Annotated in this window: 20 protein-coding genes and 3 tRNA genes; 19 read left to right on the forward strand and 4 right to left on the reverse strand. The window is 71.3% G+C overall.

The genetic code is table 11. The features are described 5' to 3' along the window. The first annotated feature begins 1 nt into the window (after position 1). The 7 genes from rnc to BJ975_RS04115 all read left to right on the forward strand — a co-directional run bounded on the left by rnc (position 2) and on the right by BJ975_RS04115 (position 5,630). A complete protein-coding gene (gene rnc, locus BJ975_RS04080; RefSeq protein ID WP_317628206.1) occupies positions 2-730 on the forward strand; it encodes a ribonuclease III in 729 nt (242 codons plus the stop codon). Continuing rightward, positions 714-1,559 (forward strand): bifunctional DNA-formamidopyrimidine glycosylase/DNA-(apurinic or apyrimidinic site) lyase, encoded by an 846-nt coding sequence (gene mutM / locus BJ975_RS04085; protein WP_179423892.1) that lies wholly within the window; start codon positions 714-716, stop codon positions 1,557-1,559. The genes rnc and mutM overlap by 17 nt, the downstream gene beginning before the upstream one ends. Before the next feature lie 35 nt (positions 1,560-1,594). Beyond that, the gene (locus tag BJ975_RS04090) at positions 1,595-2,803 is read left to right on the forward strand and encodes a deoxyguanosinetriphosphate triphosphohydrolase (protein WP_179423894.1); all 1,209 of its coding nucleotides are present in this window, start codon (positions 1,595-1,597) and stop codon (positions 2,801-2,803) included. 48 nt (positions 2,804-2,851) lie between these two features. Further along, positions 2,852-4,729 carry a DNA primase gene (gene dnaG, locus BJ975_RS04095; RefSeq protein ID WP_179423896.1) on the forward strand — a complete coding sequence of 626 codons (1,878 nt, stop codon included), beginning with the start codon at positions 2,852-2,854 and terminating at the stop codon, positions 4,727-4,729. Between the two features lie 99 nt (positions 4,730-4,828). Beyond that, positions 4,829-5,428 carry a sigma factor-like helix-turn-helix DNA-binding protein gene (locus BJ975_RS17220; RefSeq protein WP_407647437.1) on the forward strand — a complete coding sequence of 200 codons (600 nt, stop codon included), beginning with the start codon at positions 4,829-4,831 and terminating at the stop codon, positions 5,426-5,428. Next, positions 5,391-5,463, forward strand: a tRNA-Asn gene (locus BJ975_RS04110). Before BJ975_RS17220 ends, BJ975_RS04110 begins: the two co-directional genes overlap by 38 nt. 90 nt (positions 5,464-5,553) lie before the next feature. Further along, positions 5,554-5,630 (forward strand) — tRNA-Met (locus BJ975_RS04115). 20 nt (positions 5,631-5,650) lie between these two features. Here BJ975_RS04115 and BJ975_RS04120 read toward each other — a convergent pair. Continuing rightward, entirely contained in the window at positions 5,651-8,059 is a 2,409-nt protein-coding gene (locus tag BJ975_RS04120; RefSeq protein WP_179423898.1) for a helix-turn-helix transcriptional regulator, read from the reverse strand. A 314-nt stretch (positions 8,060-8,373) separates the two neighbouring features. On the opposite strand from BJ975_RS04120, the gene BJ975_RS04125 reads away from it, so the two are divergent. From BJ975_RS04125 to BJ975_RS04145, 5 genes are all read left to right on the forward strand, one after another. After that, the gene (locus BJ975_RS04125) at positions 8,374-10,740 is read left to right on the forward strand and encodes a choice-of-anchor G family protein (protein WP_179423900.1); all 2,367 of its coding nucleotides are present in this window, start codon (positions 8,374-8,376) and stop codon (positions 10,738-10,740) included. An 89-nt stretch (positions 10,741-10,829) separates the two neighbouring features. Next, positions 10,830-11,600: a DUF5819 family protein gene (locus BJ975_RS04130; protein WP_179423902.1), complete on the forward strand. Its 771-nt coding sequence runs from the start codon at positions 10,830-10,832 to the stop codon at positions 11,598-11,600. Beyond that, on the forward strand, positions 11,597-12,580 hold the full coding sequence (locus BJ975_RS04135; protein ID WP_179423904.1) for an HTTM domain-containing protein: 984 nt from the start codon (positions 11,597-11,599) through the stop codon (positions 12,578-12,580). The genes BJ975_RS04130 and BJ975_RS04135 overlap by 4 nt, the downstream gene beginning before the upstream one ends. A 22-nt stretch (positions 12,581-12,602) precedes the next feature. Then, positions 12,603-13,049 (forward strand): phosphatase domain-containing protein, encoded by a 447-nt coding sequence (locus BJ975_RS04140; protein ID WP_179423906.1) that lies wholly within the window; start codon positions 12,603-12,605, stop codon positions 13,047-13,049. A 160-nt stretch (positions 13,050-13,209) separates the two neighbouring features. Continuing rightward, positions 13,210-13,680, forward strand: a complete 471-nt coding sequence (locus BJ975_RS04145; protein WP_425545968.1) for a DUF3145 domain-containing protein — start codon at positions 13,210-13,212, stop codon at positions 13,678-13,680. 19 nt (positions 13,681-13,699) lie between these two features. On the opposite strand, the gene BJ975_RS04150 is transcribed toward BJ975_RS04145, so the two are convergent. Continuing rightward, complete coding sequence (locus tag BJ975_RS04150) at positions 13,700-14,212, reverse strand: hypothetical protein (protein WP_179423908.1); 513 nt, start codon at positions 14,210-14,212, stop codon at positions 13,700-13,702. A gap of 60 nt (positions 14,213-14,272) precedes the next feature. Between BJ975_RS04150 and BJ975_RS04155 the strand changes: the two genes are divergently transcribed. Then, positions 14,273-15,247, forward strand: a complete 975-nt coding sequence (locus BJ975_RS04155; protein WP_179423910.1) for an alpha/beta fold hydrolase — start codon at positions 14,273-14,275, stop codon at positions 15,245-15,247. On the opposite strand, the gene BJ975_RS04160 is transcribed toward BJ975_RS04155, so the two are convergent. Both BJ975_RS04160 and aceE read right to left on the reverse strand, forming a co-directional pair. Beyond that, the gene (locus tag BJ975_RS04160) at positions 15,181-16,269 is read right to left on the reverse strand and encodes a phosphatase PAP2 family protein (protein ID WP_223302965.1); all 1,089 of its coding nucleotides are present in this window, start codon (positions 16,267-16,269) and stop codon (positions 15,181-15,183) included. The genes BJ975_RS04155 and BJ975_RS04160 overlap by 67 nt on opposite strands. A gap of 57 nt (positions 16,270-16,326) precedes the next feature. Continuing rightward, positions 16,327-19,086: a pyruvate dehydrogenase (acetyl-transferring), homodimeric type gene (gene aceE, locus BJ975_RS04165; RefSeq protein ID WP_179423912.1), complete on the reverse strand. Its 2,760-nt coding sequence runs from the start codon at positions 19,084-19,086 to the stop codon at positions 16,327-16,329. A gap of 117 nt (positions 19,087-19,203) precedes the next feature. On the opposite strand from aceE, the gene BJ975_RS04170 reads away from it, so the two are divergent. From BJ975_RS04170 to BJ975_RS04195, 6 genes are all read left to right on the forward strand, one after another. Further along, the gene (locus BJ975_RS04170) at positions 19,204-19,590 is read left to right on the forward strand and encodes a DUF3052 domain-containing protein (protein WP_179423914.1); all 387 of its coding nucleotides are present in this window, start codon (positions 19,204-19,206) and stop codon (positions 19,588-19,590) included. A 2-nt stretch (positions 19,591-19,592) separates the two neighbouring features. Next, entirely contained in the window at positions 19,593-20,051 is a 459-nt protein-coding gene (locus BJ975_RS04175) for a peroxiredoxin (protein WP_179423916.1), read from the forward strand. A 179-nt stretch (positions 20,052-20,230) separates the two neighbouring features. Next, a tRNA-Val gene (locus BJ975_RS04180) sits at positions 20,231-20,304 on the forward strand. Positions 20,305-20,371: 67 nt separating this feature from the next. After that, the gene (locus BJ975_RS04185) at positions 20,372-20,797 is read left to right on the forward strand and encodes a DUF6153 family protein (protein ID WP_179423918.1); all 426 of its coding nucleotides are present in this window, start codon (positions 20,372-20,374) and stop codon (positions 20,795-20,797) included. 95 nt (positions 20,798-20,892) lie between these two features. After that, entirely contained in the window at positions 20,893-21,489 is a 597-nt protein-coding gene (locus BJ975_RS04190) for a DUF305 domain-containing protein (protein WP_179423919.1), read from the forward strand. Further along, complete coding sequence (locus BJ975_RS04195; protein WP_179423921.1) at positions 21,486-22,064, forward strand: CueP family metal-binding protein; 579 nt, start codon at positions 21,486-21,488, stop codon at positions 22,062-22,064. Before BJ975_RS04190 ends, BJ975_RS04195 begins: the two co-directional genes overlap by 4 nt. The last annotated feature ends 38 nt before the right edge of the window (positions 22,065-22,102 follow it).

Below are 22,102 nucleotides of genomic sequence, written 5' to 3' on the forward strand. Positions count from 1 at the left end.
CGTGCCCGAGCTCGCGGCACTGAGTGAGACGCTCGGGGTCCCTGATCTGGACCCCGAGCTCCTCACTCATGCCCTGACGCACCGGTCGTTCTCCTACGAGAACGGCCAGATCCCGAACAACGAGCGCCTGGAGTTCCTGGGCGACTCGGTGCTCGGGCTCGTGGTCACCGAGACGCTGTTCCGGGGCCACCCCGACCTCCCCGAGGGTCAGCTGGCGAAGCTGCGTGCAGCGGTCGTCAGCGCCAAGGCGCTCGCGGAGGTCGCTCGCACGCTCGGACTCGGCGACCACCTCCGACTCGGGCGCGGCGAGGAGGCCTCCGGCGGTCGGAACAAGCCCTCGATCCTGTCCGATGCCATGGAGGCCGTGCTCGGCGCGGTCTTCGTCGAGTTCGGCATCGAGCGCGCAGCCGACGTCATCCACTCGATCTTCGACCCGGTCATCGCCGACGCCGCCCAGATGGGCGCAGGCCTGGACTGGAAGACGTCGCTGCAGGAGATCTCCGCCCTGCACGGACTCGGCGTCCCCGTCTACGTCCTCGAGGGCACCGGCCCCGACCACGACAAGACCTTCACCGCCTCGGTCGTGCTGAACGACCAGCGCTTCGACGGCGGCACCGGCCGCTCCAAGAAGGACGCCGAGCAGATGGTCGCCGAGATCGCCTGGCGCTCCATCAGCGCCCGCGCGGCGGCCGCCGACGGCGCGAACGCCCACGGTGCCCGAACTTCCTGAGGTCGAGGTCGTCCGGCGCGGCCTGGACGACCACGTCGTCGGTCGCACCCTCACCGCGGTGGAGGTGCTCGACGCCCGCTCCGTCCGCCGCCACGGCCCCGGACCCTCCGACTTCGTCGCCCGCCTGACCGGTCGCCACGTCACGGCCGCCCACCGCCGCGGCAAGTACCTCTGGATGTCGCTCGACGACGGCTCCAGCGTCCTGACCCATCTCGGCATGAGCGGCCAGGCCCTGATCTGCGACCCCGACGCCCCGCCACCGCGTCACCTGCGGATCACGTTCGACCTCGACGACGGCCGCCAGCTGCGGTTCGCCGACCAGCGAATCTTCGGCGGCATGGCGGTCAGCGAGACCGACCCGCCCACCGAGATCGCGCACATCGCGCTCGACCCGCTCGACCCCGACTTCGACGACGCCGCGTTCGTGGCGCGCCTGCGCCGCCGCCAGACGGGCGTCAAGCGCGCGCTGCTCGACCAGGGTCTCGTCTCGGGCGTGGGGAACATCTACGCCGACGAGGCGCTGTGGCGCAGCCGCCTGCACTACGCCCGCAACACGAAGGGCCTGCGCATCGCCGAGGTCACCGACCTGATCGGGCACGTCCGCGACGTCATGGCCGAGGCCCTCGAGCAGGGCGGCACCTCGTTCGACGCGCTCTACGTCAACGTCAACGGGCAGAGCGGCTACTTCGACCGGTCGCTGCACGCGTACGGGCAGGAAGGCCGCCCGTGCGACCGCTGCGGGTCGATCATCGTGCGCGAGCCGTTCATGAACCGGTCGTCCTACCGGTGCCCCACCTGTCAGCCTCGCCCGCGCAACGGTCGCTGGTGAGCGCGGCGGGCCGCTCGCCTCGCTAGGGTGACGGCGTGGACCGGTACGGGAGCGAGGCGCGCGAGCGCTACGTCGCCGAGCCGCCCAAGCGCTCGGGACGCACGTCCTTCGAGCGCGACCGTGCCCGGATCCTGCACTCGTCGGCGCTGCGCCGGCTGGCCGGCAAGACCCAGGTCATGGGCGCCGGCACCGACGACTTCGTCCGCAACCGGCTGACGCACTCGCTCGAGGTCGCCCAGGTCGCCCGCGAGCTCGGGAAGAGCCTGGGCTGCGACCCCGAGATCGTCGACTCCGCCGCCCTCTCGCACGACCTCGGTCACCCTCCGTTCGGCCACAACGGCGAGATGGCGCTGAACGAGGTCGCCGGGTCGATCGGCGGGTTCGAGGGCAACGCCCAGACGCTGCGGATCCTCTCGCGGCTCGAGGCCAAGACGGTCGACGCGCACGGCCGCAGCGTGGGCCTCAACCTGACGCGCGCGACCCTGGCCTCCTGCGTGAAGTACCCGTGGCGTCGCGGCGAGCGCGACACCCCCAAGTTCGGCGTCTACGAGGACGACCTGCCGGTGTTCGAGTGGCTCGACACGCAGGGCCGGCTCACGATCGAGGCGCAGGTCATGGACCTCTCCGACGACATCGCGTACAGCGTGCACGACGTCGAGGACGGCGTGTTCGGCGGCTGGTTCAGCCTCGTCGGCGACCTCGACACGCCGGGCTCGTGGCAGGTGGCGCGCGACTGGTACGACGCCTCGGCCACCGACGACCGCCTCGACGCGGCGCTCACGCGGCTGCAGGACCTGCCCGAGTGGCCCACCGCCCCGTTCGCCGCCGACCGTCCGGCCCGCGCCGTGCTCAAGAGCCTCACCAGCGCCCTCATCGGCCGGTTCGCGGGGGCGGCCTACGCGGCCACCGTGGAGCGCTGGGGGACCGACCCGCTCGTCCGCTACGGGGGCGACGTCGAGGTCCCGCGGGACACGCTCGACGAGATCAACGTGCTCAAGTCCCTCGCCGCCCACCACGTGATGCGTGCCGATCCGCGCGTCCGCGATCTCGCCCAGCAGCGCGACCTCCTCCACGGGATCGTGGCCCACCTGCGGCTGAAGGGCGAGGGTGAGCTGGAGCCCGAGTTCGCCGCCGACTTCCGCGCGGCGAGCGACGACGCGCAGCGGCTGCGCGTCATCGTCGACCAGGTCGCGAGCCTCACCGACGCCTCGGCGGTCGCGTGGGGCCGTCGCCTCCTCGGCTAGCCGCGACGACCCACCACGAGGGGTGGCGTCGCCGCGTAGGATCACGCCATGGCGCGGATCAAGGACGAGGACATCCAACTCGTCCGCGAGCGCATCCGGATCGACGAGGTCGTCGAGCAGTACGTCACCCTCAAGAACGCCGGCGGCGGCGCCCGCAAGGGACTGTGCCCGTTCCACGACGAGAAGTCGCCGTCGTTCAACGTGCGCCCCGCGCAGGGGTTCTACCACTGCTTCGGCTGCGGAGCGGGTGGCGACGCGATCAAGTTCCTCATGGAGATCGAGGGGCTCGCGTTCGCCGAGGCCGTCGAGCGGCTCGCCGACAAGTACGGCATCCAGCTGCGCTACGAGGAGACCGGCGCGCCCACGGGCCCGCGCCGCGACCCCGGCCAGCGCCAGCGTCTCCTGCTCGCCCACAAGGCCGCCGCCTCGTTCTACGCCGAGCAGCTGATGTCGTCGCCCGAGGCCGTGCCGGGCCGTCGCCTGGTCACCGACCGCGGCTTCGACCAGGCCGCGGCCGAGCTCTTTGGCATGGGGTGGGCGCCCAAGTCGGGCGAGGCCCTCGTGGCGCACCTGCGCGGTAAGGGCTTCACCGAGGAGGAGCTCATCGTCGGCGGCCTGGCCCGCCGGTCCGCACGCGGCCTGTTCGACGCGTTCCAGGGCCGCCTGCTGTGGCCGATCAAGGAGATCTCGGGCGAGGTCATCGGCTTCGGCGGGCGCCGGATGTTCGACGACGACTTCATGAAGGGCAAGTACGTCAACACGTCCGAGACGCCGATCTACAAGAAGGCCCAGGTCCTCTACGGCATCGACCTCGCGCGCGACCCGATCCGCAAGCAGAGCCAGGCGGTGGTTGTCGAGGGCTACACCGACGTCATGGCGTGCCACCAGGCCGGCGTGCTGACGGCGGTGGCCACGTGCGGCACCGCCTTCGGCGAGGGGCACGCGCGCGTCATGCGGCGCCTCATGCTCGACCACGACGCCTTCCGCGGCGAGGTCATCTTCACCTTCGACGGCGACGAGGCAGGCCAGAAGGCTGCGGTGAAGGCGTTCGAGGGCGATGACGAATTCAGTGGACAGACCTACGTCGCGGTCGAGAAGAGAGGCATGGACCCGTGCGACCTGCGCCTGAACGATGGCGACGAGGCCGTCCGCGAGCTGATTTCGTCCCGCGTCCCCCTCTATCGGTTCATCCTGGACAACACGCTTGAGAAGTATGACCTCGATCGCGCTGATCAGCGCATTGATGCCGTCCGTGAAGCTCTTGGTCTCACGGCCGCCGTTCGGGACGATTCGAAGGTGGCGTCGTTCCTGAGAGAGATCGCGGCTCGCGTCGGCATCGACCCGACCGTGGTGTACGCCGAACGGAAGAAGCTGAGCCAGCAGCCGACGCCAGCCCGGCGGGTGTCCCGGCCGACTCAATCCGACCAGCAGCGCCCCGAGCCCACGGTGTTCGCCAGCTTCGGCGCGCCCCAGTTCGCCGACGAGCGCGAGGCCCTCAAGGCGCTCGCGCAGTACCCGCACGTGGCCCGGCCCGTCGCGGCCGACCTGACCGACGACGACTTCGTGCACCCCGTGGCGCGCGAGATCTGGCGGCACATGGTGGCGCGCGGCCTGCCTGAGCAGTCGGACGCGGGCTGGCTGCCCGCCGTCGCCGACTCGCTGCCCGGGGACGACCTGCGTCGCGTGCTCGGTGTCGCCGCGGTCGAGCCCCTGCACGCGTCCGAGCAGGGTGCCGTCGCGGTCGTGCCGGCCGTGCTCGTGCGGCTCCAGGAGCTGTCGCTGGCGCGTCAGATCACCGACGTGAAGTCGCGTCTGCAGCGCACGGAGCCCACGGCTCCGGAGTACCAGGAGGTCTTCGGTCGCCTCGTGGAGCTGGAGCAGCGTCGCCGCGGCCTGCGCGAGCGCGCGCTCGGCGCGGCTCTCTGAGTCCCGGGCCGGGGGAGTGCTGTGCACGACCGCTGGGTGCCGTCCACAGCCTGACGCGAGTCCCTGTCGCGGCCTCGGCCCGCACGCGAGGTTGGGGTGGTGTCGCCCTTCGTCATCCACGCCCTCGCCCAGGTCCCGATCCCCGCGGACGCCGAACGGATCCTCGCGCGCGCCGCGGTCGCCGGCGACCGTGAGGCACGCGAGGAGCTCATCTGCGCCGGCCTGCGCAACGTCGCCCTGCACGCGCTGCGGCTCGGTCACCGCGGCGAGCGCCTCGACGAGGCCGTCGCGGCCGGTGCCGAGGGCCTGATCCTCGCCGTCGACCGGTTCGATCCCGAGCGGGGGACCCGCCTGTCGACGTTCGCCTGGCAGTGGATCGCCCGAGCGATGGCCCCGCCCCGCGAGGCCCCCGTCGTCGAGCTCGCCGAGACGCCCGTGTCCGGCGACGACCTCCTCGTCGGCCTGCCCGAGCACCTCGCCGCGGTGGTCGGACTGCGGTACGGCCTGCTGTGCGAGGACGGGGTCGGGTTGACGATCGACGAGGTCGCCGAGCACCTCGGGCTCACCCGCTGGCAGGTGCGCGATCGGGAGGGGAGGGCCCTTTCGCATCTTCGGAGCCGACTTGCTAGAGTTGGCCGCCGTGCTCCTCTTGAGGAGCCGATCCCCCGTAGCTCAATTGGCAGAGCATTCGACTGTTAATCGAAGGGTTATTGGTTCGAGTCCAATCGGGGGAGCGGGACAGGCCCGGTTCTCACTGCGATCGCAGTGAGGACCGGGCCTTCTTCATGCTCCGACGAGCCGGACTTGTAGGGTCGTGCGCGACGGGGGAGGTAGCTCAGCCGGTCAGAGCAGAGGACTCATAATCCTTGGGTCGTGGGTTCGAGCCCCACCCTCCCCACCAGGTGGCGTCGCGGCAGCGGGTCAGTCGCCCTCGTCGGGCGGCAGCAGGCGCGCGAGGTCCTCGCGACTGTCCGCGCCGAGCTTGGCGCGGGCCTGCGCAAGGTGCGACTCCACGGTGCGCACACCGCACTCGAGCACCTCGGCGATGTCGCGGTTGCGCAGGCCGCGGGCGGCCAGCCGGGCGGCCTCGAGCTCGCGTGGGGTCAGCGTCTCCGGCACGTCCGAGACGGCGGAGTCCGCCGAGAGCCACGGCGCGTTCCGGCGGATCTTGTCGCGGACGGCCGCGAGCTCGGCGTCGCAGGCCTGTGCCTTGCCCACGGCGCGCCGACCCACGTAGATCCGGCGAGCGTCGCCGAACGCGTAGGCGCTCGGCAGCCACATGTCGTACTCCCGGAAGATCCCCGCGATCCGCGTGAGCTGGGCGGGGTTGCGCTCGTGCGTGGCGTCGAGGTGGGCGCGCGCCAGGCGGATGAGCGGCAGTGCGCCGGCCTTCGGCTCCAGTCCCGTGCGCAGTGCCTGGAGGGGACCGTGCAGGCCGGCGAAGTACAGCAGGATCCGGTACGGGTACTCCGAGGACAGCCGCTCGAGGTCGTCGGGCTCGCGCGTGGGGTCCGACACCGCGTCCAGCGCCGCGCCGACCTGCTCGACGTAGTGACGCAGGCGCGCGGGGACGAGCCGCGGGACCGAGCCCGCGAACAGCTGCCACTCGCGCAGTCCCCGGCCCATCTCGCCGAACGTCGCGGCCGTGCTGGACGCGACGACGTGGCGCAGCCACCGCTCGTGGTGGTCTCGGTCGGGGAGCCGGGCGGCCAGCTCCAGGAGTGGCTCTCGGCGCGCCGAGGCCTCGCCGATCAGCAGCAGCACGAGTGCCTGGGCGACGAGGATCGTGCCCGTGACGTCGCTCAGGACCGGCGAGGTCGGCATCGTCGCCGCGGGCAGCGGATTCGGCGCGTGCAGCGTCGAGGTGTGAGGCGGCACGAGCCCCGCCCAGACGGCATCGAGGTCCACCAGGAGGGCGGCCAGCGCGGCGACACCCGGGTCGGGATGCTGGGCCGCGACGGCCCGCACGAGGGGCGTGGCGTCGCCCAGCGGCTCGGTCCGACTCCACCACTGCAGGACGAGCTCGGTCGCGGCGTCCTGGTCGCGGACGTCGTCGGTGCCACCGGGCATCGGTGCCTCGGCGGTCTCGGCGAGCAGGACGCTGCGGGCGAAACGGGTGGCGAGACGGACGTCGGGGTCGTCGTCCGTGATGGCGTCGACCACACGGACGGCCTCGTTCGTGTTGCCGAGCGCGGCGAGGGCGCGGGCCCTCGCCAGCGGCGGCAGCTCGAGCCGGTGCGACGCCAGCCTCAGCACGGCCGCGCGCACCTGGGCCGCCTCGCCGAAGGTGGTCAGCCGGGTGACGGCACGGGCGACGAGTCGACGAAGGGCCTCGGAGAGGTCCGCGTCGAGTAGATCGTCCGGCGCGAGCGCGCGGACGCAGTAGAGGGTGTCGCGCTCGGACAGGGGGACGCCGACGAGCTCCTGCCCCAGCAGGCCCGTCGCGATCTCGCGCCGGCACCGCTCCACCTGGTCGAACGAGGACCGCTGGCGCAGTGCGATGGCGACGAAGGCGGGGACCTCCAGCTGCTGGGACCCACCGGTCGGCACGAGGACCCCGGCTACGGTGAGGGTCTCGACGATCGCCGGGTCGACGAGCGCGCCGAGGCCGAGCTCGTCGAGCGGCTCGATGCCCGACAGTGCCACGGCGGCGGCGGCACACTCGGGGGAGACCGTCGCGAGCGAGGCGCGCAGGCTCTGCAGGGCCGGGAGCGGGGCGTCACCGGGAGCGAGCAGCGGGTTGATGGAGGGAAAGGGGTCGGCCTGGATCTGCTCGGCCCGCGCGAGGCTCAGCAGGTCCATCGCCCAGGCCCGACGCCCGAGGGCGAGGGTGGTGATGGCGCGCAGCGTGTGCGAGTCGAGCGGCTCCTCGCCGGCGTGGGCGTGCAGGAAGCGCGCCATGGTCTCGTCGTCGAGGGGAGTCAGGTGCGTGCGGTGGACCGTGGCGGCGTCGTGACCCAGCGGGTGCGATCCGTACACGGTGCGCAGGGCGCGGGTGGAGTACGCGCGGGGATGCCGTCCGGTCTCGAACATCGCGACGACGCGCCCGCCGTGCTCGGTGTGGGCCGACAGTCGGCTCAGCAGGTCCTCCGGTGCGCTCTCGAGGTCGTCGACGAGCAGGACGGCCGTGGCGTCGTCCGCCTCGTCGTGGTCGGGCGCCCAGGCATCCGCCCGCAGCGCGCGGGCCGCGACGCCCGCGGCGTCGAGCCGGTCCTGCACGGTCCGCAGCAGGCTGGACTTGCCGGTGCCGCTGGGTCCCGTGACGAGGGCGCTGGAGCCTGCACGCACACCGTCGACGATCGAGAGAGCGAGGTCCCGCAGGTCCTCCACGCCGTCCGTTCTCGCTGTCATCACGCCGTTTCCGCTGTCCCCGAGAGAGTCCGAGAGCGTTCGGACCCCGATACCGAATTCTGGATTCGCGGCGCGGATCGCCCGTGCTACGGAGCTCGACCGCGCCTCGTCTCTGCGTACGTACCCATCAAACCTCAGTAGTAACGCACGTCACACCCGGTACTACGCAGCTGCGTGGCTCCCCACCGGAACTGGTCCTAACGTCCAAGAAATCGGGGGAGGTGGAAGGCGCCTCCACGCATCACCGGCCCGCCCGGAGCCTCCGTGCGGCGACGCAGCGAATCGAGGGAACCTTGAACGAACACAGCCGAAGGTCTCGCGGCCTTCTGACCCGTGCCCGCGCCGTCGCGATCGGCACGGCGGCCGCCGTGGTCATCGCGCCCACGGCACTCCTCAGCTCGGCCCTGGCCGACGACGTCGTCGTGGCCGGCGACGCGGCAGCCCATGGCCACGGCCTCTTCGTGGAGGGTCTCGGCCTCGACGTCGCCGGAGCTGCGCGCTCGATCGCGAGCAGCGCCACCGCCCCGGGGCCCACCACCGACGACCTCGACGCCACGGTGCTCGAGGGCCTCGTCGACGTGAACCTCGGCACCGTGAGCCTGCCGCTCATCACGCCGACCGAGGGCGGGGACGGCCTGCTCTACCTCGGCGACCTCGGCACGATCTCCAGCCGGTCGGCGGCGCCCAGCTCGACCGAGGCCGTCGCCTCCTCGGGCCTCATCAACGAGGACGGCTCGCTGAACGTGGACACCGCGGCCGGCGGCGACTTCGAGCCGGCCCAGCTGGACGTCACGCGACTGCTGGGCCAGGTCATCGGGGCGGAAGCCGTCGAGGAGCTCGTCAACGGCGCCTCCCTCGAGATCGGCGCCCTCGGCGCCCGCGCCGCGAAGGACGGCCCGACCGTGACGAGCGAGTACGCCGTCTCGGACCTCGAGCTCAACGTGGACAGCCCGCTCGTCGCGGCGCTGACCACCGACGTGGACACCGCGGTGGGCGCGACGCTGCAGCCGCTCGTGGACCTGCTCGGCACCGGAGGAGCGGTCGAGACCGCCGTCGGCGACGTCGTGGAGACCATCGACGCCCTGCCGCTCGTCTCCGCCGAGCTCGACGCGGTCTCGATCGACACGCAGTCCGTGGTCGACTCCGTGCGCACCGAGCTGCTGAGCGAGCCGCTGTCCAACGCGGAGGGCTCCGTCTCGGTCAACCTGGCCGACGGCACCATCACGGTGGACCTCGCGCAGCTCGTCCTCGACGCCGCCGGCGTCGAGGACCTCAACGAGCTGCCCGCGAACACCGAGGTCCTCAGCGGTCCGGTCGTGAACGCGGTGCTCGACGGTGTCACCGACGCCCTCGTGGGCCCCGGTGCGGACTCGCTCGTCTCCAAGGTCGTCGACGTGGTGACGGACGGCGTCTACGACGCCGAGCTCGACGTCGCCATCGATGTCACGGCGCCGCTGGGCGTCACCGCGCCCGTCTCGATCAACGGCACCCTCGGTGGGTTCCTCGGTGAGGCCGGCGCCGCCGAGCCGACGGTCGACGTCAGCGGCCTCGAGCTCTTGGGCATCGACCTCGGTGGGATCCTGACGCCGGTCACCACCGCGCTGACCGGACTGGTCGGCGACCTCGGTGCCCCGCTGGAGCCGGCCGTCGACGAGGTCCTCGCCGACGTCCAGCCGACCGTGACCACGGCGCTCGAGCCGCTCGTCACCGAGCTGCTCGACGACGCGCTCGAGCCGCTGCTGGAGCAGGTCGTCGACGCGCGGATCAATGCGCAGCCGACGGCCGCGCCGTTCAGCGGCACCGGCGACCTCGGTGCCGGCAGCTTCACGGTCCGCGCCCTGTCGATCAGCGTGCTCCCGGAGATCGCCGACGTGGACATCGAGCTCGGCTCGGCCTCCGTGCGGGCGCTCGACGAGGTCGACGCCGATGCCGATGCGGACGCGGTCGATGCCGTGGACGCGGACGCGGTGGATGCGGACGCGACGGACGCCACTGACGCGACGGATGCCACCGATGCGACCGACGCGACGGATGCCACCGACGCCACTGACGCGACGGACGCCACCGACGCGACGGACGCCACCGACGCGACGGACGCGACGGACGCGACGGATGCCACCGATGCGACCGACGCGACGGATGCGACCGACGCCACTGACGCGACCGACGCGACCGACGCGACCGACGCGACGGATGCGACCGACGCCACTGACGCGACCGACGCGACCGACGCGACCGACGCGACGGATGCGACCGACGCCACTGACGCGACGGATGCCACCGACGCCACCGATGCCACCGATGCGACGGATGCAACTGACGCCGGGGCGACGGACGCGACGGACGCGACCGACGCCGACGCGACGGACGCGACCGATGCCGGGGCCGACGCCGACGTGAGCGCCGACGCGGATGCCACGGACGCCGACGCGACGGACGCCGGAGCAGACGCGGACGACGCCCTGGGCGCCGACGCGCTCGAGAACGACGTCGACAGCACCGACGCGCTCGACGGCGCAGGCGGCAACGGCGTCGACGGCACGGGCACCCTGGCGGCCACGGGCAGTACTTCCTCGCTGCTCTCCGTGGCAGGCGCGATCATCCTCGTCGCGCTGGGTGTCACCGCGATGGTGCTGTCGCGCCGACGCGGAAAGGCCTGATCGGCCACCCGTGGTGACGGGTCGGGAGCGTTTCCCAGGCGCTCCCGGCCCGTCCACTCACCCCGCACACCCCGCCTCCAGGAGCCCTCGTGAAGTCAGCCAAGGCAGCCGACCCGGTCCGGCGGACCGGGATCGTGGCGCTGATCATCGCTGCGGTGGTCATGCTGACGACCGCCCTGGTCGTGGCACCCGAGGGCACGCCCCTGCGCGAGCAGGTGCGGTCCCTCGTCCTGCCGTACTTCGGCCAGAACTGGCGCGTGTTCGCGCCGGACATCCTCAAGACCAACCGCACCCTCGAGATCCGCGCCCAGTGGCGCGACGACTCCGGGGACCTCGTGCGCTCGGACTGGGTGTCCGTCACCGACATCGAGCTGCGGGCCGTAAGGGGCCACGTGGTGCCGTCGCGCATCGCGAAGAGCAGCTGGAACGCCTCCAGCACGTATCTGCAGCGCTACCAGGCCCTGGACGAGGTCCAGCGCGAGACCGCCCGGGACTCCTTCGTCGAGGGCGACGGGGCCGGGTCCCGCGCCGTGCCCGACGCTGAGCTCATCGATCGGCTCGGGGCAGGCGACCCGGACGTCATCCGCTTCCTGCGGATGGACTACATGATGATGCGGAACGCCACGATGTACGCCACGGCGGGATTCGGGCGGCCCATCGAGCACGTCCAGTGGCGCGTGGTGCGACAGCGTCCGAACGACTTCGCCAACCGGTTCGTGGAGCGGCAGCAGTTCCGCACCGCGACCACCACGTTCGGCTGGCGCCGGGCGAACGTGAGCGTCGAGCCCCGCGTCGTCGAGGCGTACCGCGACCTGATTCGGCGGCACGGTGCCGGCTGGGTCTTCCAGGAGGCCGCATGACGACCCTGCAGTCCCGCGTCGACGGCCTGCTGACCTGGCTGACCTCGGCCCAGCACCACCCGCGGAGCTTCGCGCTCCTGCGGATCCTGCTCGGCGTCGCGATCCTGCTGACTCTCGTGCCCAGCGCCCGGGATCGCGAGCTGCTGTGGGGCGACGCCTCCTTCTGGGTGGACCCCGAGGCCAGACGGCGGGGCTTCGCCACGTTCGACGTCCTGGTGCCGAAGGACTCGCCGTTGCTGTTCGAGGTCGCCTTCTTCGGCCTCGTCGTCCTGGCGGTGCTCTTCACGATCGGCCTGCGGACGCGGATCGTCCTCCCGGTCATGCTGGTGTTGCTGGTGTCGCTGCAGGCGAACAACCCCTACGTGCTCAACGGCGGGGACACGCTCATCCGGCTCGCCCTGCTGTTCATGCTGTTCGCGAATCTCGACGCCCACCTCTCGGTCGACGCGCTGCTGCGGCGTGGCCGCGCGCGGCGACGCCGGGTGCCGGCCCACGTCGCGAACGCCGCCCACAACGTCGGCCTCGTGCTCTGCTGGTTCCAGATTCTCGTCGTGTACGTCGTGTCGGGCTTCTGGAAGCTGTCGGGAGGGGAGTGGCTCGACGGGACGGCCCTCTTCTACGCCCTGCGCCTGGACGCCTTCGCCGTGCAGCCGATCGCGAACGAGCTGCTGTGGCAGTCGTCCCTGGCGATCGGGCTGGCCACGTTCGTGGCACTGTGGGCGCAGACGCTGTTCCCGCTCGCCGTCCTGTGGCGGCCGACCCGCATCGTCGTGCTCGTCACGCTGGTCCTGATGCACCTCGGCGTCGCCACGCTGATGGGGCTGTGGCCCTTCTCGTTGGCGATGATCGGGCTGGACCTGCTCTTCGTCCGCGACTCGACCTGGGTCGACCTCCGCGCCCGTGCCGGCCGCCTGCGGCAGGGCGTCCGGCGACCGACGGAGAATCCGGGGCGACCCCGTGCGGCGGCTCCGGTGCGCTGACCGCCGCTGACAGGATGGCCCCATGACCCGTGAGGCCGCCCTGTTCGATCTCGACGGCACGCTGTGCGACACCTCGCAGATCGAGCACCTCGTGACCGGGCCCGACGCCGACTACCGCGCCTTCCACGCGGCGTCGGCCGACGCGCCCACCCGCGCCGACGTGCACGCCGCGCTGGACGAGGCGCGGGGCAGAGGTCTGGCGATCGTCCTGTGGACGGGCCGGGAGTTCCTGTGGCGCGACCTGACGCTCGACTGGCTCGACCGGCACGGCATCGCCCAGGACGGCCTTTACATGCGCCTGGCCGCCGACTACCGGCCCGCCACCGTGGTCAAGACCGAGCTGCTACGAGACATCGCCTCGGACGGGCTGACCGTGGTGGAGGCGTGGGAGGACGACCGTGAGATCGTCGACCTGCTGCGCTCCGCGGGAGTCCCCGACGTCCGACAGGTGGCGGGTGGGGCGTCGTGAGGCGCTCGTCGGGGCAACGCTTGTCGGAAGTGCTCGGGATGGGTCACAATGGGGACAGGTATCACCCGAGATCGCTGGGGAAGGCGCACCTAGGGAGGTACCGATGAACACGGTGAATACGGTCCGGACCGGCACCCCGATGACGCGGGGTGTCCTTTTCGTGCACTCTTCACCCTCGGCTCTGTGCGCCCACATCGAGTGGGCAGCGGCCGGCGTGCTGGGCGGCAAGGTCGACCTCTCATGGACCCCGCAGCCCGCCGAGCCGGGCACCTACCGCGCCGAGCTGTCGTGGCAGGCCCCGTCGGGCACCGCCGCGGCGCTCACGTCCGTGCTGCGCGGCTGGGACCTGCTCCGCTTCGAGATCACCGAGGAGCCCACCGCCACCAGCGAGGGCGCCCGCTACTCCTTCACGCCCAGCCTGGGCATCTTCCACGCCATGACCGGCCTGCACGGCGACGTGCTGATCCCCGAGGACCGCATCAAGGCGTTCCGGGTCAAGGCGGCCCAGGGCGACATCACGATGGACGAGGCCCTCGACGGCCTGCTGGGCGTCAAGTGGGACGCCGAGCTCGAGCCCTTCCGTCAGGCGGGCGAGGGCGCTCCCGTGCGCTGGCTGCACCAGGTGATCTGACCCGGTGATCTGACCCGGCTCAGCCGATCGTGACGGTGATGTCGGGCGTGGAGTCGCCCGACGCCTTGTCGGTGACGCGGAACTTCCGCTCGCCGGTGCGCGACGTGTAGATCTTCGTCTCGAAGCGACCGCCGTCGGTGGCCGCGACGGTGACGGGGAAGTCGTCCCACGGCCCGTCGCCGTCCTTGACCTGGATCTGCAGCTGCGCGCCCTTGTCGGCCGACGGCAGCACGCCGACGATGTCGAAGCGCTCGCCGGGGGCGGCGCGGTTGCCCGGGACGGGCGTCAGCTTGGGCTGGGGGCCCTTGTCCTCGGGCTCGGGCTCGGGCGTCGGGGTGGGGGTCGGCGTCGGCGCCGTGGTGGGCGCGCTCGTGGGAGCCGCCAGTGGCGGCAGGTCGGCCGAGGTGACGCCCGTGGCGGTCAGCGCGCCGGCGGAGAACAGGCCGATCCCGACGCCCAGCGCCACGCCGATGAGCGCGAGCCAGCCGAAGGCGCGCGCGGCCGGGTGGCGCAGGTCAGGTCGAGACGTCACAGCCGGAAGTCTACGGGGCTTCTCCGAGAATCCCGCGACGACCTGACCTACGATGAGCGAATGGTGCGGCCCCCCGAGCGCGGAGCGGTGGACGACGTCGACTACGTCGTGGTCCACGGCTACCGCCGCGCGTATCGGATGCGCGGATCGGGCCCGCCGCTGCTGCTCCTGCACGGGATGGCCTGCGACTCCAGCACCTGGTTCCCGGTGATGGACCTGCTCGCCGAGCACTTCACCGTCATCGCGCCCGACCTCCTCGGCCACGGCGAGTCCGACAAGCCCAACGCCGACTACTCGCTCGGCGGCTTCGCCAACGGCATGCGCGACCTGCTGACGATCCTGGGCATCGACAAGGTCACGGTCGCCGGTCACAGCTTCGGCGGCGGCGTCGCGATGCAGTTCGCCTACCAGTTCCCCGAGCGCACCGAACGGGTCGTCCTGGTCTCCAGCGGGGGACTGGGCCCCGAGGTCACGCCGCTGATCCGCGCCCTCACGCTGCCGGGCGTCGGGCTGGGCATGCGCCTGGCCACGCTCAAGCCGTGGCGCGGGGTCGCCAGCGGCGCCCTGCGAGCGCTCTCACGCGTCCCGGCGGCGCGCGACCTCGACGAGGTGGCCGCGATCTACGAGCGGCTCGCCGACCCCGCCACGACCCTGGCGATCCGCCGTCTCACCCGCACCGTGCTCGACATGAACGGCCAGTTCGTCACGATGGCCGACCGCGCCTACCTGACCCGGCTGATGCCGCTGCTGGTGGTCTGGGGACGCGACGACCGCGTCATCCCCGTGGCCCACGCCCAGCGGCTGCCGCTGCTGGAGAACTCCCACGTGCACGTCTTCGAGGACTCCGGGCACTTCCCGCACAAGGACCACCCCGAGGAGTTCGCCCGGCTCGTGGTCGACTTCTGCCGGATCCAGGCGCCGGCGCAGTACCACCGGGGAAAGTGGCGCGCGCTGCTGCGCCGCGGCGATCAGGCCGGGTTGGCCAGCGTGTCGCTGTCGGACGCCGGGTCGGAGTCGCCCTCCGCCGTCAGCTGAAGCTTGTGGTGCCTCTGGTGCCAGAACCCGTTGCCGGTGGCCCAGCCGCCCAGCGCCACCGCGAGCCAGCCGATGAAGGCGCCGGCGATGTCGTCGGCGATGAAGTGCCAGCCGAAGTAGATCGTCGCGATGACGGTGAGGACGAAGTAGACCCAGGCGGTGATCTGCAGGTAGCGCGGCTGGTCGGTGCGCTGGAAGAACAGGACCGCGGTGAAGGTCACCGAGACGTGCAGCGAGGCGAACGCGGCGATGCCCCAGATCGGCGCGCCGGTGGGGTCCTCGTAGTTCTGTGCCGCATTGATGAACAGCGACTCCTGCAGCTGGGTGACGCCCGTGGTGGGCAGGTCGTCGAACAGGGTCGCGTTCGAGTACGTCGGGCCCAGCGAGGGGAAGATGTAGTAGCTGGCGGTGCCGAGCACCCAGTTCAGCGAGAGCGCCGTGGCGTACCAGGCACCGAGCGTGTAGTCGCGGTTCAGCACGAGGAACGCGGCCAGCGTGATCGGGATCAGCATGAGGTAGCTGACGTAGACCGTGGCCAGCACCTGTGCCGAGATGCCCGTGCCCAGCAGGCTGTGCATGACGTCGGCGGGGTGGTTGCCGAACATCAGCCAGTAGTCCCAGCGCGACAGCATCGTGTCGAAGTTGACGCCCTCGCGCAGGACGGGCAGGAAGCCCTTGATGTTCCGGTAGGCGACGTAGCAGATGTAGAACGTCAGCAGGCCGGTCGCGATGTGCGCGACGCGGCCCCAAGTCCACTCGTCGCGCACGATCTCGCGAGCGCCGCGGAAGGCGTGACGCCACCCGGCGCGACGGATCGCGGCCGGCACGACGCCCAGGGCGAAGAACGCCAGGCCCATGACGGGCAGGCGGACGTACGCCGGACCGAGGAAGCCCTCGGGATCCTTCAGCGCGATGCCCAGCTGGGCCGACAGCACGAGCGCGGTGATGCCGATTCCGGCCGCGAGAGCGACCCCGAAGGTGTACGGCCACGCGCGCAGCACGTCCCACCATCGTCTGAGCATGCGCACCAGTCTACGGCGCCCTCGCTGAGAGCACCCTGAGGCGTCCTGCCGAACGGGTCAGGCGTCGGCGCCCTCCTGCTTCACGCCTGCAACGGCGGTGGGATCGTCGATCCGCAGCGAGTCGAACGCCTCCTGCGCGACCTTGGCGTCGATCCGACCCTCGCGTCCGAGCGACGCCAGCACCGCCACCACGATCGACTCGGCGTCGATCTGGAAGTAGCGGCGGGCACCCGCGCGGGTGTCGGCGAAGCCGAAGCCGTCGGCGCCCAGCGAGGTCCACGTGCCGGGCACCCAGCGCGAGATCTGGTCGGGAACGGCGCGCATGTAGTCGCTGACGGCGATCGTGGGGCCGCCCTCGCCGAGCTTCGTCGTGATCCACGGCGTCCGGGGCTCCTCGGCGAGGTGGTTGAAGTTCCACCGCTCCGCGGCCTCGGCCTCGCGGGCCAGCTCGTTCCAGGACGTGACCGACCAGACCTCGGCGGCGACGCCGTACTCCTCGGCCAGCGTGGCCTGGGCCTGCAGCGCCCACGGCACCGAGACGCCCGAGGCGAGGATGCGCGCGGGGGCGTCGCCCTCGATCGGCGACGCGGCGTAGCGGTGGGCGCCCTTGAGGATGCCCTCCACGTCGACGCCCTCGGGCTCGGCCGGCTGGTTGATCGGCTCGTTGTAGACCGTCAGGTAGTAGATGACGTCCTCGCCGAAGCTGCTGCCGCCGTGGTCGGAGTCGCCGTACATCCGGCGCAGGCCGTCGCGCATGATGTGCGCGATCTCGAACGCGTACGCGGGGTCGTAGTGGACGACCGCCGGGTTCGTGCGCGCGATGAGCGGGGAGTGGCCGTCGGCGTGCTGCAGGCCCTCGCCGGTGAGCGTCGTGCGACCCGCCGTGGCGCCCACGAGGAAGCCGCGCGAGAGCTGGTCGGCCATCGCCCAGAACGAGTCACCCGTGCGCTGGAAGCCGAACATCGAGTAGAAGAGGTAGACCGGGATCATCGGCTCGCCGTGCGTCGCGTACGCGCTGCCGGCCGCGATCGCCGAAGCGGCCGCGCCGGCCTCGCTGATGCCCTCGTGCAGGAGCTGGCCCTGCTCGCTCTCCTTGTACGCCAGCAGCAGCTTGCGGTCGACAGACTCGTAGGTCTGGCCGTGCGGGCTGTAGATCTTCGCCGACGGGAACATCGAGTCCATGCCGAACGTGCGGTACTCGTCCGGCGCGATGGGGACGATCCGCTGGCCGATCTGCTTGTCCTTCATGAACTCGCGCAGCAGCCGCACGAACGCCATCGTCGTGGCGATCTGCTGCTTGCCCGAGCCCTTGCGCAGGTCGGCGTACGCGCCCTCCTCGGGCAGCGTGAGCGGCTTGGCCCGCACGATGCGCGACGGCAGCGAGCCGCCGAGCTCGCGTCGGCGCTCGAGCATGTACCGGATGTCCTCGTGGTCGGCGCCCGGGTGGTAGTACGGGGCGCCGTCGGGGGAGTCGATCTGCTCGTCGGTGATCGGGATCCGCAGCCGGTCGCGGAAGGTCTTCAGGTCGTCGTTCGTCAGCTTCTTCATCTGGTGCGTCGCGTTGCGCGCCATGAACGACTCGAGCAGCCAGCCCTTGATGGTGTGGGCCAGGATCACGGTCGGCTGGCCCTTGTGCTTGCGGGCCGACTCGAACGCGGCGTAGACCTTGCGGTAGTCGTGACCGCCGCGCGGGAGCTTCTCGATGTCCTCGTCCGAGAGGTGCTCCACGATCTTGGCCAGCTCCGGGTCGGGACCGAAGAAGTGCTCGCGGTTGTACGCGCCCGTCTCGATCGAGAGGGTCTGGAACTCGCCGTCGGGCACGCGGTTCATCTGGTTGACGAGCGCGCCCGTGGTGTCGCGGGCGAGCAGGTCGTCCCACTCGCGTCCCCACACGACCTTGATGACGTTCCAGCCGGCGCCCAGGAAGAAGGACTCGAGCTCCTGGATGACCTTGCCGTTGCCGCGGACCGGGCCGTCGAGCTGCTGCAGGTTGCAGTTGACGACGAACGTGAGGTTGTCGAGCTGCTCGCGGGCGGCCAGGCCGATCGCGCCGAGGGACTCGGGCTCGCCCATCTCGCCGTCGCCCAGGAACGTCCAGACGTGCTGCTCGCTGGTGTCCTTGATGCCGCGGTTCTCCAGGTAGCGGTTGAAGCGCGCCTGGTAGATCGAGTTGATCGCCGCGAGGCCCATCGAGACCGTGGGGAACTCCCAGTAGTCGCTCATGAGGCGCGGGTGCGGGTAGGACGGGAGGCCCTTGCCCTCGCCCTGGGACTTCTCCTGGCGGAAGTTGTTGAGGGCGGACTCGTCGAAGCGGCCCTCGAGGAAGGAGCGGGCGTAGATGCCGGGCGCGGCGTGGCCCTGGTAGTAGATCTGGTCGCCGCCGCCGGGGTGCTCCTTGCCGCGGAAGAAGTGGTTGAAGCCGACCTCGTAGAGGCTGGCCGCCGACTGGTAGGTGGCGATGTGGCCGCCCACGCCGAGGCCGGGGCGGTTCGCCCGCGACACCATGACCGCGGCGTTCCAGCGGATGTACGAGCGGATGCGTCGCTCGATGTCCTCGTCGCCGGGGAACTCCGGCTCGCGCTCGGGCGGGATGGTGTTGATGAAGTCGGTGCTGCGCAGCGCCGGCATGCCGACGGCCCGCTCACGGGACCTCTCGAGCATGCGCAGCATGACGTAGCGGGCGCGGTCGCGTCCTCGCTCGTCGACCATCTGGTCGAGTGAGCGGAGCCAGTCCTGCGTCTCGTCGGGATCCACGTCGGGCAGCTGTGTGGGCATGCCGCCGTGGATGATGGGGCGGTCGGGGCCGGATGAGGCCATGGTGCACTCCCTGGGGTGTCGGGATGGACCCTTCCATCAAACCACCCGGAGTTCGCTAGTGTGAGTCCGGCAAGGAACCGATACGCCCTACTGGACAGTAGGGAAGAAGGAGGTGCGGTGGACGCGGGGAAGCTGGGCTTCGAACCTGACTCCGTCATCCAGGAGCTCGGCTGGGACGAGGACACCGACGCGGAGTTCCGCTCCGCCATCGAGTCCCACACGGGCAGCGAGCTGGTGGACGGCGACATCGGCGAGGTCGTCGATGGCGTGATCCTGTGGTGGCGCGAGGAGGACGGCGATCTGACCGACGCCCTCGTCGACGCGACGCAGGATGTGGCCGAAGGCGGATTCGTCTGGCTCCTGACCCCCAAGGTCGGTCACGAGGGACACGTCTCGGGCGCCGACATCGGTGAGGCCGCCCCCATCGCGGGCCTGTCGATCACCACGACGTCCGCCGTCGGCCCGAACTGGGTCGCCACCAAGCTCTCCACGCACAAGAGGTGACCGTGAGCATCGAGATCGGGTCGCCCGCACCGGACTTCACCCTCAAGAACCAGCACGGCGAGGACGTCACGCTGTCGAGTCTGCGTGGCCGCAACGTGGTCGTGCTGTTCTACCCCTTCGCGTTCAGCGGGATCTGCACCGGCGAGCTGTGCGAGATCCGCGACAACCTCGCGATCTTCAACGACGTCGACGCCGAGGTCCTGGCGATCTCGTGCGACCACATGTTCAGCCTGCGCGCCTACGCCGAGCAGGACGGGTACGAGTTCAGCCTGCTGAGCGACTTCTGGCCGCACGGCGCCGTCTCGAAGGCCTACGGCATCTTCCAGGAGAAGGCCGGTGCCGCTGCCCGAGGCACCTACCTGATCGATCGCGAGGGGATCGTGCGCTGGAAGGTGGAGAACGGAATCGGCGAGGCTCGTGATCTCTCTGCTTACCGTGAGGCACTTGCGTCACTGGGGTAATCCCACAGCAAATTTTCAGACCACAACGCGTGGAAATCACTCACGCCGGCCATGGCGATCTGGTTTGATGGAACTACCGCGCCGCCGGGGACCCGAGACCCCGGCGGCGCGGCTTTTCTGTGCCGGGGCGGGACGCGAGATGCTTGCGTTACCGTTCTCCTGCACGTCCTCGTGCCGTGGGGCGAATAGCTCAGCTGGTCAGAGCATCCGGTTTACACCCGGAAGGTCGGGGGTTCGAGCCCCTCTTCGCCCACCGCACCCCGTCGCCGGACCGCTCGGCCCCGGTCGTCGTGACCGACGTGCCGACCTACACTGGCCGCATGTCCGTGGAGGCGGTGAGGAGCCGGGGTCGCATCCGGTTCGTGTTGCTGGGTGGACTGCTCGTCGCGGGTGTGATCGTCGGCCTGCTGGGCATGCACACGCTCAACCTCCACGGGACCCCCGCCGCGCAGGCTCCCGCCGTCGCGCACGCCGCGCACGACGTGGGGGAGCACCTCGCGGCCGACGCCGTCGTGCCGGCGGCCGAGAGCCCGGCGAGCTGCGTCGAGTGCGCCGTCGGCGGTCACCTGGGCATGGCCATGGCCTGCGTCCTGGCGCTCCTGCTCGTCCTGCTGGTCCTCGCGCTCCCGCGGCTGCTCCCGTCATGGCTCCATCGCTCGTGGACCGTGCCCGCGCGGCTCGACATCGCGCTCCCCGTCCTGTCCCGAGCACCCTCGCTCCAGGCCCTCTGCATCAGCCGAACGTGATGGGTCGGGCCCCTGATGACACCCGTCACGGGGCCTCCTGCCCGAGCCGCGCCGACGACGGCGCGTGCCGACACCCTCACGAACACGGAGAAGACATGAGACGACGTACTGCCGCGCCCGCGGCACTGGCCCTCCTCGCGGCGCTGACCCTCGGCGGCTGCTCGGACGATGCACGCGAGCCCGGAGCCGACCACCGCGGTCACGGCTCCGCGGACGCGCAGACCGAGAGAGCGGACGCCAACGAGGCGGACGTGATGTTCGCGACGATGATGATCCCGCACCACGAGCAGGCGATCGAGATGAGCGACCTGATCCTCGCCAAGGACGGGATCGACCCGCGGGTCCGCGCGCTGGCCGAGGAGATCAAGCAGGCCCAGGCCCCCGAGATCGAGCAGCTGCGCGGTTGGCTCGCGGACTGGGACGCCCCGACGGCCGACGCGTCGCACGGCGGTGGCCACGGCGCCGGGATGATGGACGAGCAGGACATGGCCGCGCTCGAGGACGCCGAGGGCGACCGCGCGTCGCGACTGTTCCTCGAGCAGATGATCGAGCACCACGAGGGCGCGATCGACATGGCGCGCAGCGAGGTCGCCGACGGTCGTCACCCGGACGCCGTGGGCCTGGCGGGCTCGATCGTCGCCACCCAGCTGCTGGAGATCGAGCGGATGAACGACCTCCTGGAGCAGTCGTGACCGCGCGGCGGCGAGGCGTCCTCGTCCTGCTGGTCGCGTGCCTCCTCGCGATCGCCGCGTGCTCGGGCGGCGGCGACGAGAAGGCCGACGGCGCCGAGGAGGCGTTCCTGGCCCGGTACGACCTGGACGGGCTCTCCGCGACGGAGGTGATCGACCGCCTCGACGCGATGCCCGTGCAGGAGCGACCGGAGGGCCTCACGGCCTCGGTGCGCCCTGACGTCGTCGTGCTCGGCGACGGCCGACGGGAGGTGGAGCTGCCGATGCCGCGGGACGAGGTCTACGTGTCGGTCGCCCCCTACCGCCGGGACACGCACGAGTGTCACTTCCACAGCCTCACCACGTGCGTGGGCGAGCTCGCGAACACCCCGCTGCGCGTCGAGCTCACGGCGACGGACGGCGAGGTCGTGCTCAGCGAGACGCGGTCGACGTTCGACAACGGCTTCGTCGGTCTGTGGGTGCCGCGGGGGATCCGCGGGACGCTCACGGTGGAGCACGAGGGCAGCCGGGGGACCGTGCCGGTGTCGACGCAGGGCGACCAGGACGCCACCTGTGTCACGACGCTCCGGCTGACCTGAGGTGCAGTCGCGGGGCGCCCGGGCATCGGGCGCTCCGC

It is taken from the genome of Aeromicrobium tamlense, assembly GCF_013408555.1.
Taxonomy (GTDB): domain Bacteria; phylum Actinomycetota; class Actinomycetes; order Propionibacteriales; family Nocardioidaceae; genus Aeromicrobium; species Aeromicrobium tamlense.

Coding starts and splice junctions, on each gene's coding strand:
- dnaG (WP_179423896.1), top strand. CDS start 2,852: ATGGCGCGGATCAAGGACGAGGACATCCAACTCGTCCGCGAGCGCATC.
- BJ975_RS04135 (WP_179423904.1), top strand. CDS start 11,597: ATGACGACCCTGCAGTCCCGCGTCGACGGCCTGCTGACCTGGCTGACC.
- BJ975_RS04140 (WP_179423906.1), top strand. CDS start 12,603: ATGACCCGTGAGGCCGCCCTGTTCGATCTCGACGGCACGCTGTGCGAC.
- BJ975_RS04155 (WP_179423910.1), top strand. CDS start 14,273: ATGGTGCGGCCCCCCGAGCGCGGAGCGGTGGACGACGTCGACTACGTC.
- BJ975_RS04160 (WP_223302965.1), bottom strand. CDS start 16,269: ATGCTCAGACGATGGTGGGACGTGCTGCGCGCGTGGCCGTACACCTTC.
- aceE (WP_179423912.1), bottom strand. CDS start 19,086: ATGGCCTCATCCGGCCCCGACCGCCCCATCATCCACGGCGGCATGCCC.
- BJ975_RS04185 (WP_179423918.1), top strand. CDS start 20,372: ATGTCCGTGGAGGCGGTGAGGAGCCGGGGTCGCATCCGGTTCGTGTTG.
- BJ975_RS04190 (WP_179423919.1), top strand. CDS start 20,893: ATGAGACGACGTACTGCCGCGCCCGCGGCACTGGCCCTCCTCGCGGCG.